Origin of the sequence: Stenotrophomonas sp. Pemsol (assembly GCF_003586545.1) — a bacterium.
Taxonomy (GTDB): Bacteria; Pseudomonadota; Gammaproteobacteria; order Xanthomonadales; family Xanthomonadaceae; genus Stenotrophomonas; species Stenotrophomonas sepilia.
Genome location: NZ_CP025780.1, coordinates 804,052 through 820,381, shown reverse-complemented (window position 1 = coordinate 820,381; position 16,330 = coordinate 804,052). Strand labels below are relative to the sequence as shown.

Here is a 16,330-nt window from a genome sequence, read left to right as displayed (position 1 = left end):
TGAAGCCATCCAGCGATCATGGGTTGCCACCCAGCGGCCGGCACTACCTGGCGGTACACTTCCTCCATGGCCATTGCCCCTGCCCCGCGGTCACCGAAGAAGCGCGCACCTCTGTATGAAGAGGTGGCCGACCACGTGCGCGAGCGCATCTACGACTACCGGCTGCCGCCGGGCGAGTGGATCGACGAGCCCGCGCTGTGCGAAGAACTGGGCATCAGCCGTACGCCTCTGCGCGAGGCGTTGAAGCTGCTGGCAGCCGAAGGCCTGGTGCAGATCGATGCCGGTCGTGGCAGCCGGGTCACCCGGTTGACGCTGGAAGACCTCAACCAGCTGTTCCCGGTAATGGCCATGCTGGAAGGCCGTTGCGCGCACGAGGCGGTGAAGCACATCGACGATGCCGGTGTGCAACAACTGGAGGCCCTGCATTCGGCGATGGAAGCGGCGGCGGCCGAGGGCAACATTGCCGAGTACTACCGCAACAACTACCTGATCCACGAAACCGTGCAGCATTACGCGGGCAATCCGTGGCTGATCCGCATCACCCACGACCTGCACCGCATCCTGAAGATGCATCGCGGCCGCCAGCTGCTGACCCCGGGCCGCACGGCGCAGTCGCTGGCCGAACACCGCGAGTTGATGGAGTGCTTCCGCCGCCGCGATGCGCAGGCTGCCGAACGCACCATGGAGCGCCATCTGCTCAGCCAGGGCCAGGCATTGGCCGCCTATGTGGCAGCGGGCGGGCTGTTGAACGTGCCAGCGCCCTTGCCGACCGAAGGCGGCGGTTGAGCGGATGAGGTTGCCGGCCAGCGGCCGGCACTACCCAGCCGAGGTCACGCCCTGGTAGTGCCGGCCGCTGGCCGGCATCCTGGAACATCTCGTCAATCGCCACCACCGCAGCTGCCGCCGTCACCGCTGCCACCGTCGCTGCTGCAGTCGGAGCTGCTGTGACTTTGATGGCTGTAGCTGTCGCCGGATTGGCCGCCCGGATGATCGTAGCCACCGCCGAAACTGTTGTCGCCCCGGATCCCGGAGCCATCGGCCGTAGCCACCGCCATGCACAGGATGGCGCCGACCAGCGGCAGCAGCCAGACCAGCAGCAGCTGCACCGTCCGGCCACCCGCCGACAGCCCATCACGCCTGACGATCACCACGGTGGCCACCACGTTCAGGCCCAGCACCAGCAGGACCAGCAGAAGGGCAACGATCAGCATTCGGCGACTCCATGCCTGGACTGGAGGCATTATGGCCTGCCACCCCGGCAATGGCCCTGCCTGTCATGAAGATGGGACAATGTGGGGGCGCGCCGGCCTGCCCCGTGGCCGCCGGCGCCCCTCGCACCACACGGAAGAAGAAGAACAACAACATGCTGAAAGTCATTTTCGATACCGACCCGGGCGTCGACGACGCCCTGGCCCTGCTGTACCTGCACAAGCACGCCCAGATCGACCTGATCGGTGTCACCACCACCTTCGGCAATGCCTCGGTGGAGTCGACCACGCACAACGCGCTGTACCTGAAGCAGGCCTGGGGCTTCGCCGCCCCGGTCGCGCGCGGTGCCGATGGCCCGCTGCAGCCGGAAGCCACCCCGGAAGCCTGGCCGGTGCACATCCACGGCCACAACGGCCTGGGCAACCACCCGGTGCCGGCCAGCCTGGACGTGACCGCCGATGCCCGCCCGGCCCACCAGCTGATCATCGATCTGGTCCACGCCCATCCGGGCGAAGTGACCCTGGTCGCGGTCGGCCGCATGACCAACCTGGCCTTGGCCCTGCAGCAGGCCCCGGACATCGCCGGCCTGGTACGCGGCGTGGTGATCATGGGCGGCGCCTTCCACGTCAACGGCAACATCACCCCGGCCGCCGAGGCCAACATCTGGGGCGATGCCGAAGCGGCCGACGTGGTGTTCACCGCCAGCTGGCCGGTCACCGCGATCGGCCTGGACGTGACCACCCGCGTGGAAATGGACCGTGACGGCCTGGATAAGCTGGCCGCCATCGGCGGTGCCGACGCCGAGCTGGTCCGTGCGCTGTCGCAGGATTACGTCGACTTCTACCTGCAGGCCGGCCACAAGGGCATGGTCGTGCATGACTGCTGCGCATGCATCGCGCTGACCCGCCCGGAACTGTTCCAGTTCGAGCGCGCCAGCGTGCGTGTGGCCACCGACGGCGTTGCCCGCGGCATGACCATTCCCAAGCCGGAAGGCCTGGCATTCGGCCCCAGCGTGTGGGACGGCCACGTGGTGCAGTCGATTGCCATCGGTGTGGATGCGGCCGCGGTACTGGCCGACATCGAGCAGACCCTGAAGGTCTGACCGTCTAGCGCCTGGCCCTGCCCGGGACCGTCTCGGGCAGGGTCCACAGCACCGGCAGCACCAGCACCGCCACCAGTGCGATCATCGCGCCCGGCGCCGCCGCCCAGCCGCTGCGCTCCACCCACCATTGCGCCAGCCACGGCGTTGCGCCGCCGAAGAAGGCAGTGGCCATGGTTACCCCCAGTGCGAGACCGCTGACCCGGCCTTCGCCTGGGAACTGCTCAGCCGTGGCCGGGGCGGCCACCGCGCTTACACCGCCGGCCACGCAGGCCAGCAGCACCGCAGCCAGCACGACGCCCAGCGCCGTCGCCTGTGCCATCCACGCAAACAGGGACAGCGGCAGCAGCGCTGCCAGCACGGTCAGGCCCAACAACACCGGACGTCGTCCGACGCGGTCCGACAATGCGCCACACAGGGGCGTGATCGCGATCACTGCCACCGCCGCGATCGTCGACAGCCACAGTGCGTCACCCTCATCGTGGCCCTGCGCGTGCAGGAATGCAGGCACATAGGTGATGCCCACGTAGTAGGTGATCGATCCCAGCGCCGAAATCGCGAACGTGCGCGCCACCGCCAACGGATGATGCTGCAGCACATGCCGCAGCGGTGTGGCGGGAATGCTGCCTTCGCGGCGCTGGCGCTCGAACTCCGGCGACTCGTGCATGCCCGAACGCGCAATCAGGATCACCAGCGCAAGCGCAGCGCCGACGAGGAACGGAATCCGCCAGCCCCAGCTGTCCAGCTGCGGTGTGGGCAGCAGCGCGACGGTAAGTGCAGAGATCGCCACCGCCAGCAGTGCGCCCACTTCGCTGGCCGCCGAAGCCAATGACGTAACCAGGCCGCGTCGGCGCGCCGGTGCGCTTTCCAGCAGGTACGCCACCACGCCGGTATATTCGCCGCCCACCGAGAACGCCATCACGCAGCGCAGCACCAGCAGCAGCACGCCGGCCGTGGCGCCTGCGGTGGCCGCGGTCGGCAGCAGCGCGGTGGCCAGCATTGCCGCTGCCATCAACGCCATCGACGCAAGCAACATCCATCGCCGGCCGAGCCGGTCACCCAGGTGACCAAAGCACAGCGCGCCCAGCGGACGCATCAGGTAGGACACGGCGAATCCGGCCAAGGTGACCAGCAACGCCTGCTCGCCACCGCCAAAGAACACCCGCGACAGCACCGTGGCGAAGTACAGGTACAGGGTAAAGTCGTACCACTCCACCACCGTGGACAGGCCGGCCACCCACATCGAGCGCTGCCGCGCCGCAGTCATTGCGTGTTCGCCTTCAACAGCCTCGATCCCGGATGTACAGGTTCGGCGCAGCGTGGCATGGACGGGGTGAAATGCCGGTCATCGGCTGTCCGCTGCCTGCATGTACTGGGTTTCATGGCCGGTGAAACGTTCGCCGTCAAAGCCGAAGCAGAAGCATCCTTGCTGGAACACAAGGCCGGGCAACTCAGCCCGGCAGCTGCAGTTCCGCCCGCAGGCCGCCACCCTCGCGGTTGTGCAACCGCAGCGAGCCGCCCAGCGACTGCGCCAGCTGCACCGCGATGGCCAGGCCCAGGCCGGTCCCGCCGGTATCGCGATTGCGCGAGCTTTCCAGCCGGTGGAACGGCGCCAGCACTGCCTGCAGCTGGCCCTCGGGAATACCGGGGCCACGGTCGGAAATGCTGATCCAGACCCTTCCGGCCTCATCGCGACCCGCCTCGATCTCGGCGGCACCGGCGTAACGCAACGCGTTGTCGACCAGATTGCCGACCACCCGGCGCAGCGGCTGCGGCCAGGTCTGCACCACCAGTCCAGCGGGCGCACCACCAATGACCGGCTTGCCCATGTCCTCGTAGTCGCCGACCACACTGGCCAGGAACGCGCCCAGGTCCATCGACACCGGCGCGCCACTGGCGACGTGGCTGCTGCGCGCATAGGCCACGCCCTCACGCACCAGTTGACCCAGGTGGTCGAGGTCGGCCAGCAGCCGCTGCTGGGTGCTGTCTTCAGGCAGGGTCTCCACCCGAAGCTTCATGCGCGTGATGGGGGTCTGCAGGTCATGCGAGATCGCGGCCAGGATCTGCAGGCGCTCACTGACATGGCCACGAATGCGTGCCTGCAGTGCATTGAGTGCAGCCGCCGCGCCGCCCACTTCCGCAGGGCCATCTTCAGGCAGTGCAGGCCCGTCCTTGCCCGGCTGCAGATGCTCGACCGCATGCGACAGCTGCTGCAGCGGCCGCATGGCCAGGCGCACCGCCAGCCACGCGCACACCAGCAGCAGCGCCAGCTGCGCCAGCAGCACGGCGGGCAACCAACGCGCCAGCGGCAGCCCCGACGGGGTGACTTCAATGGTCACGGGGGTACCGTCGTGCAGGCGCAGTTCCACCTCGAACCGCTCCGGCAGGCGAGCCACCTGGCGCGCCTGCAACCGATAGCGGTGCCGCAGGCTGTCGTCGATGATCGTCGTGACCTGGCGCGCACGATCGGTCTGCAGCCCCGGCCCGGGCTCGGCTGGACGCAACAGGTAGCGGTAGGTGCGTCGTTCCAACCGTGGTACCCAGGCATCGCGCTGGTCTGCGGGCAGGTGCTCCAGCAGTGCGACACTCACCGCCACATCCTCGTCGAGGTTGCGCAGCATCATGCTACGGGTGGACTGGTAGCGTTCGAAGAACAGCAGGCCGAAGGACAGCGTGTGGGCCAGGGTGAGTCCGCCCAGCAGGACCAGCAGCAGCCGCGCCGACAGCGTGCGCGGCCAGCGTGGACGGCGTGCGCCGGTGTTCATTCGTCCGGCCCCAGCAACTGCACCGGCACGCTGAACACATAGCCTTCGCTGCGCACGGTCTTGATGTAGGTCGGCTCGCGCGCGTCGTCACCCAGTCGCTGGCGCACGCGGCTGACCAGCAGGTCAATCGAGCGATCGAACAGTTCTGCATCGCGGCCCTGGGTGAGGCTGAGCAGCTGGTCGCGGCTGAGCACCCGATTGGCGTGGTCGAGGAACACGCGCAACAGGCGGAACTCGGCGCCGCTGAGCGGATACGCGGTCCCCTGTGCGTCCAGCAGGTGGCGCGCGGTGGTATCCAGGCGCCACTCGCCGAAGGCGAGCTGGCGCCCGGCCTCGCTCACCTGCAGGTTCGGCGGCAGCATCTGCGTGCGACGGATCACCGCATTGATGCGTGCCAGCAGCTCGCGCGAAGAAAAGGGCTTGGTCACGTAGTCGTCAGCGCCCATTTCCAGGCCGATGATGCGATCGGTTTCGTCATCGCGGGCGGTCAGCAGCACCACCGGCACCGCACGATGCTTGCCGGCGCGCAGGTTGCGGCACAGGCTCAGGCCGTCCTCGCCCGGCATCATCACGTCCAGCACCACCAGATCCACCGCATGGGTATCCATCAGCGCGCGCATGGCCCGGCCACCGTCGGCCTGGCTCACGCGCAGGCCGTTGCGCTGCAGGTAGTCGGCCAGCATCTGGCGGATCTCGCTGTCATCGTCGACGACCAGGATGTGCGGTACATGGTTCATTGCGTTCTCGATGAAGACGGAGGTCAGGGCCGCGCTGCGCGGCCATGGTAGCGCGGCTCAAGGGCTGGCCAGCAGGCGCTGGATCTCGCTTTCGGTACGTGCGTAGTCGCCCTCGCCGTAATGGCGGTAGACCACCCGCCCCTGCCGGTCGAGCAGGTACAGCGCGGGCCAGAAGCGGTTGCCCCAGGCGTTCCAGATCCGGTACTGGTTGTCCTGCACCACCGGCCAGGTGATATCCAACCGCGCGATGGCCTTGCGCACGTTGCCGGGCAACCCTTCATGGGCGAATTCCGGCGTATGCACGCCGATCACCTTCAGGCCCTGCGGCGCGTAGCGTGCATGCCACTGGTGGACATACGGCGCCACGTTGAGGCAGTTGCTGCAGGTGTAGGTCCAGAACTCGACCAGCACCACCTGTCCCCGCAACTGCTTCAGTGTGAGCGGTGGGCTGTTGTGCCAGGGCCCGCCACCGTCGAACCCGGTGGCGGGAACGGCCTGTGCCGGCCGCGCATCGGCCTCCGGGCTGGGCCATGCCAGCAACAACACCGCTCCGCCCAGCAGGCCCAGCAGCAGCGGCCGTGCGTACCCTCGCAGTGCGGCCATCGCTCAGCCCCCCTGCTCGGCCAGCGGCAGCTCCACCGGCTTCACCCCCGCCGCTTCCAGGATGCTGTCGGCCACCTGCGCCGGATGCGAAAGCAGCGACACATGGCTGCTGCCGATCGATTGCAGCTGAGCACCGATGCGACGTGCGGTCGCGGCCTGCAGCTGTGGCGACAGCATGCGGTCATCACGGCTGAGCACGTACCAGCTCGGCTTGCTGCGCCAGGCCGCCACGTTCACCACCTCGCCCAGCGCGCTGGCCTTCAACGGGACCTGCGTGCTGTACAGCAGTGCGGCCGACTTTTTCATCACGTCCGGGGCGAAGTCCTGGGCGATGGCATCGGCCGGCAAGGTCAGGTAGCCATCCCTCTCCTGCAGCCGGGCCAGGCCCGGCCCGACCGGGAAGCCTTCGCCCTGTTGCGCCGAAGACTGCCCTGCATCCGGTGCGAAGGCCGCCACGTACACCAGCGCCTGCACCTTCGGGTCATTGCCCGCTTCGGTGATGACCGTGCCACCCCAGCTGTGGCCGACCAGCACCACCTTGCCAGGCGCGGCGGCAATCGCGCGGCGGGTGGCCGCCACATCGTCGGCCAGTGAGGTGAGCGGGTTCTGCACCGCCACCGCCGGCACCTTCCAGTCGTGCAGCGTGGTGAGGACCTTGCTCCAGCTGGAGCCATCGGCGAAGGCGCCGTGCACCAGGATGACGGTGGGCGGTGCAGCGGTATCGACCTGGGTAGCGAAGGCGGGGGCGGCAGCGCCGGCCAGGGCGAGAGCGGCGGCAAGCAAGGAGGTACGGATCATGGGTGTCACTCCGGTGTTGGGAGTGGCCATTTCCGCCTGCCGGTGTATCGGCGCTGTTTCTCCGTTGTGCGGAGTTGTACCGGACTGTAGGGCGCAGGCGGGTTTCTACACTGGGATACATTTGCGCGACGGGCCAGGCCGGCTACTACCGGCCGGACATCGTTCCCCGCCCGCGTGCGCACAACGCCGATGTGCATCCACGCATCGTCTTTGTATCGGACTGTACGAAACCCCGGTCGCGTCCACAGTCGCTGACAAAACCCCGGGCAACGGCACACGTTGCCGATACCTGCACCGCCTGGAATGGCCTCCATCGACCACTGGCCCGCAGGACACCACCATGATCAGCACCGCCTCTTCCGTGTATACCCCCCGCCTGGACGCCGTCGGCCGCTGGCTGTCGCCATTGGCGCTGCGCACCCTGCTGGCCTGGGAGTTCTTTGAGTCAGGCCGCGAGAAGCTGGGCGGCCAGAACTGGTTCGCCGACCTGGAAGGTCGCTTCCCGTTCCCGTTCTCCACCCTGCCCGCATCGTTGAACTGGCAACTGGCCACCTGGCTGGAACTGGTGGGTGCGGTGATGCTGCTGCTCGGCCTGGCCACGCGCTCGGTGGCCTACGTCTTCTGGGTGTTGACGGTGGTCGCCATCGCCGCCGTGCACTGGCCCGACCAGTGGAACGGCCTGGGTGAACTCTGGCAGGGCTACGCGATCACAGACCAGGGCTACGGCAACTTCAAGCTGCCGCTGCTGTTCCTGGCCATGCTGCTGCCATTGATCCTCAACGGCGGTGGCGCGCTCAGCGTGGACCGGCTGCTGGCCGGCCCACAGCATGCCCCCGTCGGCAATGACGGCCTGGGCTGGGGCGTCAGCCTGATCGCCCTGTTGCTGCCGGTTGCCGCGCTGTTGCCCGGCGTCGGCTTCGGCGGCGCCCTGCTCGGTGGCGTGCTGCTGCTGGGTCATCTGCTGCGACGCCGCCGCACCGCCTGAGCCGCTTCCCCCTGTTCCCGAGTGTTTCCCTTTCCGTCGCCTTTTCGGCGGCGTCCACCCCGCACGCGTCGCGTGCATTCCCAAGGAGTCACCACCATGTCCGTCTCGACCAAGAACACCCCCTCTTCCCGTCTGCCGCGCATCGGTGCCATCGGCATCGCCCTGGCCGGTGGCCTGCTGCTGGCCGGCCAGGCCGCTGCGATCCAGCCGCTGGCGATCAGCGCGGTGGCCATGAGCGCCGCCGCCGAAGGCAAGTGCGGCGAAGGCAAGTGCGGGGCCAACAAGGCCACCACCGGCAAGCCCGCCGGCAAGGCCAAGGTGGCCGAGGGCCAGTGTGGCGAAGGCAAGTGCGGCGACGCCTCGTTTGCCCGCACCGACCGTGACCACGACGGCAAGGTCTCGCGCGCCGAGTTCAACGCGGTGGCCGCCAAGCGTGCCGCCGAGTTCGACCGCATCGACACCGACCACGACGGCTACATCAGCGAGCAGGAAGCACACGACTACCTGCGCAGCGTCTACACCGCCAACGGCAAGCCGATGCCGAAGGGCCTGTTCTCCCGCGTTGCCGATTGATCGACGTTCAACCGGCGCCGCCTTCAAGGCGGCGCCCTCTCTCTGGAGCATCCGCCATGTCCCTGCCCCTGCCCTCCAATGCCGCCGGTCTTGGCCTGCGCCGTGGCCTGATCGACGAGCTGCTGGCAATGCCGGCCGGCGCCATCGACTTCCTCGAAGTCTCCCCCGACAACTGGATCGGCGTCGGCGGTGCACACGGCGCCGCGCTGCGCCAACTCAGCGAGCGCCACCCCTTGACCTGCCACGGCCTGTCGCTGTCGCTGGGCGGTCCTGATCCGCTGGACCTCCCCCTGCTGGCACAGACCCGTGCCTTCCTCGACCTGCACCAGGTGCAGCTGTACAGCGAACACCTGAGCTACTGCGCCGCCGGTGGCCATGTCTATGACCTGCTGCCGCTGCCGTTCACCGCCGAGGCCGTACGCCATGTCGCCGGCCGCATCGCCCAGGTACAGGACATGCTGGGCCGACGCATCGCCGTGGAGAACATCTCCTACTACGCCGTTGCCGGCGCGGACATGAGCGAGATCGACTTCATCAACGCCGTGCTCACCGAAGCCGACTGCGACCTGCTGCTGGACGTCAACAACGTCTTCGTCAACGCCTGCAACAACGATTACGACGCTTTCGAATTCCTGGCCCGCGTGCCGTCCCACCGTGTTGCCTCGCTGCATGTGGCCGGCCATTTCGATGAAGGTGATGGCTTCAAGATCGATACCCACGGTGCCCCGGTGAAAGGCGTGGTCTGGGCGCTGTTGCGCGAGGCCTATGCGCGGGTCGGCGTGCGCCCCACGCTGCTCGAACGCGACTTCAACTTTCCGCCGCTGGCGGAGTTGCTGGCCGAGGTCGCGCAGATCCGCCAGGCGCAAGCCGAGGCACGCTGGCCCGAGGTGGCCCATGGCTGAGTCGCTGGCTACCCTGCAACGGCGCTGGGCCGATCATGTGCGCGACCCAGCAATGGCCGCACCCGACAGCGTCGAGGCGGGCAGGCTGGCGGTATACTGCCGCCTGTGCATCGACAGCCTGGACGCCCTGCTGGCCAGCAGCCTGCCGCGCCTGCAACAGCAGTTGGGCACGCCACACTGGCGCGACACAGTGGAGCACTACTACGCCCACCACGCCTGCCAGACCCCGTTGTTCCCACAGATCGCCGGCGAGTTCACGGCCTGGCTGGCAGTGCAGGACGCGCTGGCACTCCCGGCCTGGGCAGCGGAACTTGCGCACTACGAGAGCACGCTGCAGTCGCTGCACATTGAAGCTCGTGACGCCGGGCAGTCGCTGCACAGCGTTCCCGAGGGCAGCGATGTGCTGGCGGTTTCGCCGCTGGTGCGGGTGCTGGGCTACCGATGGCCGGTGCATGAGGACGAGGCCCTGGAGCCGGTGCCGAGCGCTGCGCCCACGCTGCTGCTGATCCGGCGCCTCGCCGATTTCAGCCTGCAGGTCGAGCAACTGTCGCCGCTGGCCTACGCGCTGCTATCGATCTTTGGTGAAGACGGCGCGGCTGTGGAAGCAGCACTCCGGGTGCTGTCCGGGGCACATGGCGTGGCAACGGACGCATTGCGCGCGGCCTGCGCGCCCGTACTGGGCGAGCTGTGTGCGGCGAGCGTGCTGGTTGTGCCGAACGACTGTTGAGGGTGCCGGCCAGCGGCCGGCGCTACCCACTCATCGCCCGGCCAGCGGCCGGTGCTCCCCATTCCTGCTTCGAGGTCTCACCATGCCTGCTTCCAACACTTCCTTCCTGCACGGCTGGCGCCTGTTTGTGGCCATGGCCGTGGTCCTGATCGCATTCGCGCTGGCGGCCTTCGCCGTGTATCCCGATGCAGCCGAAGGCAGCCGTGCGGCGATACGGGTCACTGCACGTACATCGTTCCTGCTGTTCCTGGCGGCGTTCACCGCATCGTCGTTCGCCAGTCTTCTGCCCGGCCCATTCACCCGGTTCCTGCTGCGCGAACGGCGCACCGTCGGTTTGTCCTTCGCGTTTTCGCACCTGCTGCATGCCATCGCCATCACCAGTTTCGGCATCCTCAACCCGGCGTTCTGGCCAGCACGATCCGCGCTGGCCAACCTTCCGGGCACGGTGGGCTACATCGCCATCCTGGCGCTGGCCATCACCTCGCATCGGGGGATCGCCCGACGCATGGGCCCCACCGCTTGGCGTCGCCTGCACCTGACCGGCATGTGGATCATCGCGGCGGTGTTCACCTACTCGTACTTCAAGCGCGTGCCAGGCAACTTCTGGTATGCGGTGCCGTCGGCACTGCTGTTCACCGCCTTCGTGGTGCGCTGGATAGCCAAGCGGGCGCAGTCACTGCGGCGCAATGCGCATGCGCGGCCGCCGCTGCGGAGTTCTTGAGGAGGCGGTTACTTGTAGAGCCGAGCCCATGCTCGGCTGCCTCTCTGGTTCAGCCGAGCATGGGCTCGGCTCTACAGAGGGATCCCAGCGCGATAGGCAGCGAACTCCCTGCGCAAAGGAACCTGCCCCACTTCAGGTCACGGCGCGCGGCGCAATGTCACCAGGGTGATCTCCGACGGCACGCCGATGCGCGCCGGGAAACCGGCCCAGAGGCCCGCACCGTTGCCCACGTACAGCGTCATCCCATCCACGTCATAGCGGCCGGAGACAAAACCGCCATTGGCTCGCTTCACCAGCTGGTCCATGCCGATGATCTGCCCACCGTGAGTATGCCCGGACAGCTGCAGCTTCACCCCACGCGCCGCCGCCTCGCGTGCATTGCGCGGGCGATGATCGAGCAGGATCACCGGCGCGGACGGATCGGCACCCGCCAGTGCAGCCTGGAGATCCGGCAGCGGCAGGCCGTAGCGTGCCGCCACCGGGTCGGTGACACCGGCGATGGTGAGCGCCGCATCGCCGCGTCGTACCTGCAAATGACTGTTCTCCAGCACCTGCATGTGCAGCGCGCGGAACGCCTGCATCCATGCCTGGTACTGCGCGTAATACTCGTGGTTGCCGGTAATGGCAACGACACCGTCCGGCGCCCGCAGATCGGCCAGGGGTCGCGCGTCGTCGCGACGGGCCTCGACGCTGCCGTCGATCAGATCACCGGTGATCACGATCAGGTCCGGCTTCAGCGCGTTGCCCTGGTCCACCACCCTGCGCACCCAGTCACCGGTCAGCAGGCGGCTGGCATGGATGTCGGTCAGCTGCAGCACGCGATAGCCGTCGAACGCCGCTGGCAGCCCGGCAATGCTCACCTCGATCTGCCGCGGCTGGGGCACTGCCATGCCCTGGCTGACACCATAGCCACTGACCAGCAGGGCCAGCACGCCGGCCGCCGGCCGCAGCTGCGGTGCACGCAGGGCCGATACCATGCGCGGCCAACGCAGCAGGCGCGAAACCAGCAGGCCGGCGTCCAGTACCAGCATCACCAATGCCAGCAGCAGTACCGCCGTGGAGCCGGTGGCCAGCGTGGCGATGGCCAGTTTCGGAATTTCCGGCGACGCCATCGTGCCCCAAAAGGTCGCCACGATGCGCAGCTGCACGGCCACAGCCACCATCAGCAGCGACAGCACGACCTTCAACCCGATGGGCATGCGCAGCGGCCAGAACAGGCGCCAGGCCACATACAGGCCCATCAACAAACCGATCGTACTCAGCACTGCAACCATCCATGACAGAAAGCGGGCCCGCCATGGTGACGGCTGCGGGCCATGTTGTGTAGAGCCGAGCCATGCTGGGCTGCATCCCCGAAGCCCAGCATGGGCTCGGCTCTACAACGGCTGGTCGAGGTGTTCCACCCGCAGGCGGGCAATGCGGCGCTTCTCCATCGCCAGCACGGTGATGCGCACACCCGCCACCTCCACCGCATCGCCGGTGTCCGGCAGCCGGCCCAGCTGCTCCAGCACCAGCCCGGAGATGGTCATGTAGTCGGCACTGCGTGGCAGCGATACGCCGGTCAGCCGCTGCAGGTCGTCCAGGGTCAGCGCACCGTCGGCCTCCCACTGGTCCTCGCCCTGCGCGACCACGCCATAGCGCTCGTCCTGGGTATCGACCAGATCGCCGGCAATCGCCGCCAGCAGATCGTTGGCGGTCACCAGGCCTTCCACGCTGCCGTACTCATCCACCGCCACCGCCAGCGGTACCGGATGCTGGCGGATCAGTTCCAGCGCCTGCAGCGCACTGGCGCTGGACAGCACGTACTGCGGCTCGCGCAGGTTGCCTTCCAGCTGCAGCGGCCTGCCCTGCAGCAGGTCAGCCAGCAGGTCGCGGCTCTGCACCACGCCACGCAGGCTGTCCAGGTCACCATCGCCCACCAGCAGCCGGGTGTGTGGCGATGCCACCAGGCGGGCCACCACATCCTCCTGGCCCCGCGCCAGGTCGATCCACTGCACATCGGCGCGCACGGTCATTACGCTCGACACCGGACGGTCAGCCAGGCCGAGCACGCTACGGATCATCTCGTGCTCGGCCGGCTGCAGGCGCTCTTCGGCATCTACCGGCTCGTCCACGCCGTCATCGGAATGGCCGTTGGCCGGGCGCGCCCCGAGCATGCGCAGCACCGCATCAGCGGTGCGCTGGCGGAACGGCTGGCGGCGCTCGTTGCGCTCACGATTGAAACGCACCCACTGGTTGAACGCCTCGACCAGGATCGAGAAGGCGATCGCGGCGTACAGGTAGCCCTTCGGGATCTTGTAGCCCAGGCCCTCGGCCACCAGGCTGAAACCGATCATCAGCAGGAAGCCCAGGCACAGCACCACCACGGTGGGATGCTTGTTGACGAAGCGGGTCAACGGCTTGCTCGCCAGCAGCATCAGCGCCATCGCGATGGTGACGGCGGCATACATCACGCCCAGGTTGTCGACCATGCCGACCGCGGTGATCACCGAGTCCAGCGAGAACACCGCATCGAGCACCACGATCTGCGCCACCACCATTGCGAAGCTGGCGTAGACCTTCTTGCCGTCTTCGTGGTGCGCGCGGCCTTCCAGCCGTTCGTGCAGCTCCATGGTGCCCTTGAACAGCAGGAACAGGCCACCGCCCAGCAGGATCAGGTCACGCCCGGAGAAGCTGTGCTCGAACAGCGTAAGCAGCGGCGCGGTCAGTTTCATGATCCAGGCCAGCGCCGCCAGCAGCACCAGCCGCATCAGCAGGGCCAGTGCCAGGCCGATCACCCGCGCGCGGTCGCGCTGGTGGGGCGGAAGCTTGTCGGCAAGGATCGCGATGAACACCAGGTTGTCGATGCCGAGCACGATCTCAAGCACGACCAGGGTTGCAAGGCCCATCCAAATCGAGGGGTCAGTCAACCATTCCATTTCAGGTCCGTTTCGTCAGTGGGCAAGGGAGAAGAAGAAACACTCAGTCTGCGTCCTGCGCCCGCGCCGGGTCGTACCCGAGCAGGTCGCCAGGCGTGCATTGCAGCTCCCGGCAGATCGCATCCAGCGTGGAAAAGCGGATGGCGCGCGCCTTGCCGGTCTTCAGGATCGACAGGTTCGCCAGGGTGATGTCGATGCGACCGGCCAGCTCGGACAGGGTCATGCCCCGTTCCTGCAGCACGCGGTCCAGGGTGATGACGATTGCCATCAGATGACACCGTCGAGGTCATCGCGCATCGCCGCGCCCACGGCGAAGACGCGTGCCAGCACGAACAGCATCAGCACCGCCACCAGCCCGGTGATCGACATGCCGCCGCCCACCTCCATCCAGCTGAAGTCCGGGCCCATCCAGGCCGCGTAGGCGCCGATCAGGATCGACAGCAGCTCCATCGCCAGCATCAGCCACGCCATGCGTTGCAGGCGCTGCGCATTGGCGTGGGTGAACGGCCTTTCACGCGCCGCCGATTTCAGCAGCCGCAGCAGATGGCGCAGGAACAGCAGGCACAGCACCAGCAGCGCGACGATCACAGCCAGCCCCAGGCAGAAGTGCAGGAACAGGGCGTTGCCGTGCGCAGCAGCGGCAGCGGCATCGTGGACGCTGTCGAGCAGCCAGCGACGGTCGTGCGCGACCAGCGGCACGGCCAGCAGTGCGGCCAGGATGCCCAGCCAGCACATCGCCCGGACGGCCTGGACGGCGGCCTGGGCCAGGGTGAACAAGCCTCGCGCGGGTCTGGCGCGGGCGGGACGAGCGGTCAAGCGGCCTCCGGCGTTGGGGCGGCCTCGCCGCCCCGGGGTGGATTTATCGATAAACGATATATCACAACCAGCGTGAAAGGCTGGATCGCAGGCATGGGCGGCCTGCGCGGCGCGGGGCCAGCGTTACCGACTGGGTGCAGCCTGCTCCAGCATCGCTTCGCCCGGCGTCACCGAGGCCATCGCCTGCACGCCGGCCTCGGCGGCCTGCCGCGTGACCAGCCGGAAACGCACCTGCAGCTTGGCCTGCCCGGGCGTGGCCCAGCCGTACTGGATCGCCACCTGGTCCGCCGACAACGGCCCACGGCCTGGCAGCGAGCGCGCCTGCAACGGCGTCGGCGCCGCCTGCACCAACCGGGCAAAGCCCTTCTGCACGACCGCCGCGTCGGCCTTTTCGGCGTAGACCGTGCACGTGCCATCGTCAGCCCAGCTGACTGCATAGCGGCCGCTGGCCAGCGGCACCATCCAGGCCACGCCCGACTGCCCCTGCAGCAACGTTGCCGCCTCGGCAGGCTGCAGCGGTGACAGCCCGTTGGATTCCATCAACGACTGCAACCGCGCTGGCGCGCCGATGTGCTGCATGCAAGCGGTATCGAACAACTCACTGAAAGGGTCCTGCGCCTGTGCGCTGGCCTTGGGTGCACGCGCAGGCTGCGCCGCCGCCAGGGCAGGCAGCAGGGCCAGGATCAGCCAGGAGGCAGGGCGCATTGGAACTCCACGGTACGGAACGCAGCGGGGAGGATGGCAAAGCCCGGGCGTGGCGTGCAACGGCCGCGTTGCCGCCGGCCTCCCCGCACCGGGATCAGGCTGTGATTTCGCCCTCGTCCTCGCCATCCCAGTAGTGGATGCGGCTGGCGCGCACATGGATCAGTACCAGTCCTGGTGTATCCACTCCCTGTTCGAACCACCGCTCCAGGTCCTTCACCCAGTGCTCGCGCATCGTGGCCCGATCGCGCACCAGCGCTGCCCTTCCCTGCACGTGCACGAACAGCGGCGGCTTGCCCAGCAGCGACTTGCTGCCGGAGAAACCCAGTGCGACGGCAGGGTCAGCCTCGATCTCGCGCACCATGTCGGTGTCTTCCATGGTGAAGAACCAGCTGTCACCGTCATAGTCCACGTCACCGTTGTTGCTCATGGGGCGACCGGCAATTTCTCCACCGGCGTGGGTCTGCAGCATCGTGAAATCGATGCCGGCCATTTTCTTGGCAAGTTCTGGGAGGGTGAGCTGGGTCACGGCGCGGTCCTTGATCGGAGGGACGCCCAGCGTCTGCGCAGAGCGGTGACCGGAAAGTGGATGAGCACTTGCGGCCTCTTCACGGGAAACGAGATACGGCGCATGGTCCGTGCGTGACGCACTCCACACCACCATACCCACGTTAAAAGCAGATGGAGGAACGCCCCTGCGAAGCACCACAGCCGGCTAACTGTGATCTCTCGGTAGGTTGTTCATCCGGGGCATCTTTGGAAAATGGTGGTTACC

The 16,330-nt window shown here is 67.7% G+C and carries 19 protein-coding genes; 7 read left to right on the top strand and 12 right to left on the bottom strand.

Annotated elements, in window-relative coordinates; genetic code table 11:
• Positions 1-66: 66 nt before the first annotated feature.
• A complete protein-coding gene (locus PEM_RS03805; protein ID WP_111127867.1) occupies positions 67-786 on the top strand; it encodes a GntR family transcriptional regulator in 720 nt (239 codons plus the stop codon).
• 92 nt (positions 787-878) lie between these two features.
• Here PEM_RS03805 and PEM_RS03800 read toward each other — a convergent pair whose 3' ends face one another.
• Positions 879-1,211, bottom strand: a complete 333-nt coding sequence (locus PEM_RS03800; RefSeq protein WP_065186003.1) for a hypothetical protein — start codon at positions 1,209-1,211, stop codon at positions 879-881.
• A 152-nt stretch (positions 1,212-1,363) separates the two neighbouring features.
• Between PEM_RS03800 and PEM_RS03795 the strand changes: the two genes are divergently transcribed.
• A complete protein-coding gene (locus PEM_RS03795) occupies positions 1,364-2,311 on the top strand; it encodes a nucleoside hydrolase (protein WP_111127901.1) in 948 nt (315 codons plus the stop codon).
• A gap of 4 nt (positions 2,312-2,315) precedes the next feature.
• Here the strand turns inward: PEM_RS03795 and PEM_RS03790 are convergent, their stop codons facing one another.
• The 5 genes from PEM_RS03790 to PEM_RS03770 all read right to left on the bottom strand — a co-directional run bounded on the left by PEM_RS03790 (position 2,316) and on the right by PEM_RS03770 (position 7,211).
• Positions 2,316-3,575 (bottom strand): MFS transporter, encoded by a 1,260-nt coding sequence (locus PEM_RS03790; RefSeq protein WP_111174797.1) that lies wholly within the window; start codon positions 3,573-3,575, stop codon positions 2,316-2,318.
• A 184-nt stretch (positions 3,576-3,759) separates the two neighbouring features.
• Positions 3,760-5,073: a HAMP domain-containing sensor histidine kinase gene (locus tag PEM_RS03785; protein WP_111127865.1), complete on the bottom strand. Its 1,314-nt coding sequence runs from the start codon at positions 5,071-5,073 to the stop codon at positions 3,760-3,762.
• Positions 5,070-5,810 (bottom strand): response regulator transcription factor, encoded by a 741-nt coding sequence (locus PEM_RS03780; RefSeq protein WP_095377752.1) that lies wholly within the window; start codon positions 5,808-5,810, stop codon positions 5,070-5,072. Before PEM_RS03780 ends, PEM_RS03785 begins: the two co-directional genes overlap by 4 nt.
• A 57-nt stretch (positions 5,811-5,867) precedes the next feature.
• Positions 5,868-6,413: a redoxin family protein gene (locus PEM_RS03775; RefSeq protein WP_005415663.1), complete on the bottom strand. Its 546-nt coding sequence runs from the start codon at positions 6,411-6,413 to the stop codon at positions 5,868-5,870.
• Positions 6,414-6,416: 3 nt separating this feature from the next.
• The gene (locus PEM_RS03770) at positions 6,417-7,211 is read right to left on the bottom strand and encodes an alpha/beta hydrolase (protein ID WP_111127863.1); all 795 of its coding nucleotides are present in this window, start codon (positions 7,209-7,211) and stop codon (positions 6,417-6,419) included.
• Positions 7,212-7,551: 340 nt separating this feature from the next.
• Here PEM_RS03770 and PEM_RS03765 point away from each other — a divergent pair, with 340 nt between their 5' ends.
• From PEM_RS03765 to PEM_RS03745, 5 genes are all read left to right on the top strand, one after another.
• A complete protein-coding gene (locus PEM_RS03765) occupies positions 7,552-8,196 on the top strand; it encodes a DoxX family protein (RefSeq protein WP_111127862.1) in 645 nt (214 codons plus the stop codon).
• A gap of 96 nt (positions 8,197-8,292) precedes the next feature.
• Entirely contained in the window at positions 8,293-8,769 is a 477-nt protein-coding gene (locus PEM_RS03760; RefSeq protein ID WP_069139051.1) for an EF-hand domain-containing protein, read from the top strand.
• Positions 8,770-8,825: 56 nt separating this feature from the next.
• Positions 8,826-9,671, top strand: a complete 846-nt coding sequence (locus PEM_RS03755; protein ID WP_005415659.1) for a DUF692 domain-containing protein — start codon at positions 8,826-8,828, stop codon at positions 9,669-9,671.
• Positions 9,664-10,398 (top strand): putative DNA-binding domain-containing protein, encoded by a 735-nt coding sequence (locus PEM_RS03750; protein WP_111127860.1) that lies wholly within the window; start codon positions 9,664-9,666, stop codon positions 10,396-10,398. Before PEM_RS03755 ends, PEM_RS03750 begins: the two co-directional genes overlap by 8 nt.
• An 82-nt stretch (positions 10,399-10,480) precedes the next feature.
• Positions 10,481-11,119, top strand: a complete 639-nt coding sequence (locus PEM_RS03745; protein ID WP_111127859.1) for a ferric reductase-like transmembrane domain-containing protein — start codon at positions 10,481-10,483, stop codon at positions 11,117-11,119.
• A gap of 137 nt (positions 11,120-11,256) precedes the next feature.
• On the opposite strand, the gene PEM_RS03740 is transcribed toward PEM_RS03745, so the two are convergent.
• The 6 genes from PEM_RS03740 to PEM_RS03715 form a co-directional block, all read right to left on the bottom strand.
• Entirely contained in the window at positions 11,257-12,393 is a 1,137-nt protein-coding gene (locus PEM_RS03740; protein ID WP_032954011.1) for a metallophosphoesterase, read from the bottom strand.
• A 102-nt stretch (positions 12,394-12,495) separates the two neighbouring features.
• On the bottom strand, positions 12,496-14,037 hold the full coding sequence (locus PEM_RS03735) for a TerC family protein (protein WP_065186008.1): 1,542 nt from the start codon (positions 14,035-14,037) through the stop codon (positions 12,496-12,498).
• Positions 14,038-14,080: 43 nt separating this feature from the next.
• Positions 14,081-14,305 carry a helix-turn-helix transcriptional regulator gene (locus tag PEM_RS03730; protein ID WP_053497620.1) on the bottom strand — a complete coding sequence of 75 codons (225 nt, stop codon included), beginning with the start codon at positions 14,303-14,305 and terminating at the stop codon, positions 14,081-14,083.
• On the bottom strand, positions 14,305-14,772 hold the full coding sequence (locus PEM_RS03725; protein ID WP_032954010.1) for a DUF2975 domain-containing protein: 468 nt from the start codon (positions 14,770-14,772) through the stop codon (positions 14,305-14,307). The genes PEM_RS03730 and PEM_RS03725 overlap by 1 nt, the downstream gene beginning before the upstream one ends.
• Before the next feature lie 204 nt (positions 14,773-14,976).
• Positions 14,977-15,558, bottom strand: a complete 582-nt coding sequence (locus PEM_RS03720; protein ID WP_005415652.1) for a hypothetical protein — start codon at positions 15,556-15,558, stop codon at positions 14,977-14,979.
• A 94-nt stretch (positions 15,559-15,652) separates the two neighbouring features.
• Positions 15,653-16,084, bottom strand: coding sequence for a pyridoxamine 5'-phosphate oxidase family protein (locus PEM_RS03715; RefSeq protein ID WP_053497616.1), 432 nt, complete (start codon positions 16,082-16,084; stop codon positions 15,653-15,655).
• Between the last annotated feature and the right edge of the window lie 246 nt (positions 16,085-16,330).

Coding starts and splice junctions, on each gene's coding strand:
- PEM_RS03770 (WP_111127863.1), bottom strand. CDS start 7,211: ATGATCCGTACCTCCTTGCTTGCCGCCGCTCTCGCCCTGGCCGGCGCT.
- PEM_RS03765 (WP_111127862.1), top strand. CDS start 7,552: ATGATCAGCACCGCCTCTTCCGTGTATACCCCCCGCCTGGACGCCGTC.
- PEM_RS03735 (WP_065186008.1), bottom strand. CDS start 14,037: ATGGAATGGTTGACTGACCCCTCGATTTGGATGGGCCTTGCAACCCTG.
- PEM_RS03730 (WP_053497620.1), bottom strand. CDS start 14,305: ATGGCAATCGTCATCACCCTGGACCGCGTGCTGCAGGAACGGGGCATG.
- PEM_RS03720 (WP_005415652.1), bottom strand. CDS start 15,558: ATGCGCCCTGCCTCCTGGCTGATCCTGGCCCTGCTGCCTGCCCTGGCG.
- PEM_RS03780 (WP_095377752.1), bottom strand. CDS start 5,810: ATGAACCATGTACCGCACATCCTGGTCGTCGACGATGACAGCGAGATC.
- PEM_RS03790 (WP_111174797.1), bottom strand. CDS start 3,575: ATGACTGCGGCGCGGCAGCGCTCGATGTGGGTGGCCGGCCTGTCCACG.
- PEM_RS03725 (WP_032954010.1), bottom strand. CDS start 14,772: ATGTGCTGGCTGGGCATCCTGGCCGCACTGCTGGCCGTGCCGCTGGTC.
- PEM_RS03755 (WP_005415659.1), top strand. CDS start 8,826: ATGTCCCTGCCCCTGCCCTCCAATGCCGCCGGTCTTGGCCTGCGCCGT.
- PEM_RS03785 (WP_111127865.1), bottom strand. CDS start 5,073: ATGAACACCGGCGCACGCCGTCCACGCTGGCCGCGCACGCTGTCGGCG.
- PEM_RS03775 (WP_005415663.1), bottom strand. CDS start 6,413: ATGGCCGCACTGCGAGGGTACGCACGGCCGCTGCTGCTGGGCCTGCTG.
- PEM_RS03740 (WP_032954011.1), bottom strand. CDS start 12,393: ATGGTTGCAGTGCTGAGTACGATCGGTTTGTTGATGGGCCTGTATGTG.
- PEM_RS03795 (WP_111127901.1), top strand. CDS start 1,364: ATGCTGAAAGTCATTTTCGATACCGACCCGGGCGTCGACGACGCCCTG.
- PEM_RS03750 (WP_111127860.1), top strand. CDS start 9,664: ATGGCTGAGTCGCTGGCTACCCTGCAACGGCGCTGGGCCGATCATGTG.
- PEM_RS03745 (WP_111127859.1), top strand. CDS start 10,481: ATGCCTGCTTCCAACACTTCCTTCCTGCACGGCTGGCGCCTGTTTGTG.
- PEM_RS03800 (WP_065186003.1), bottom strand. CDS start 1,211: ATGCTGATCGTTGCCCTTCTGCTGGTCCTGCTGGTGCTGGGCCTGAAC.
- PEM_RS03760 (WP_069139051.1), top strand. CDS start 8,293: ATGTCCGTCTCGACCAAGAACACCCCCTCTTCCCGTCTGCCGCGCATC.
- PEM_RS03805 (WP_111127867.1), top strand. CDS start 67: ATGGCCATTGCCCCTGCCCCGCGGTCACCGAAGAAGCGCGCACCTCTG.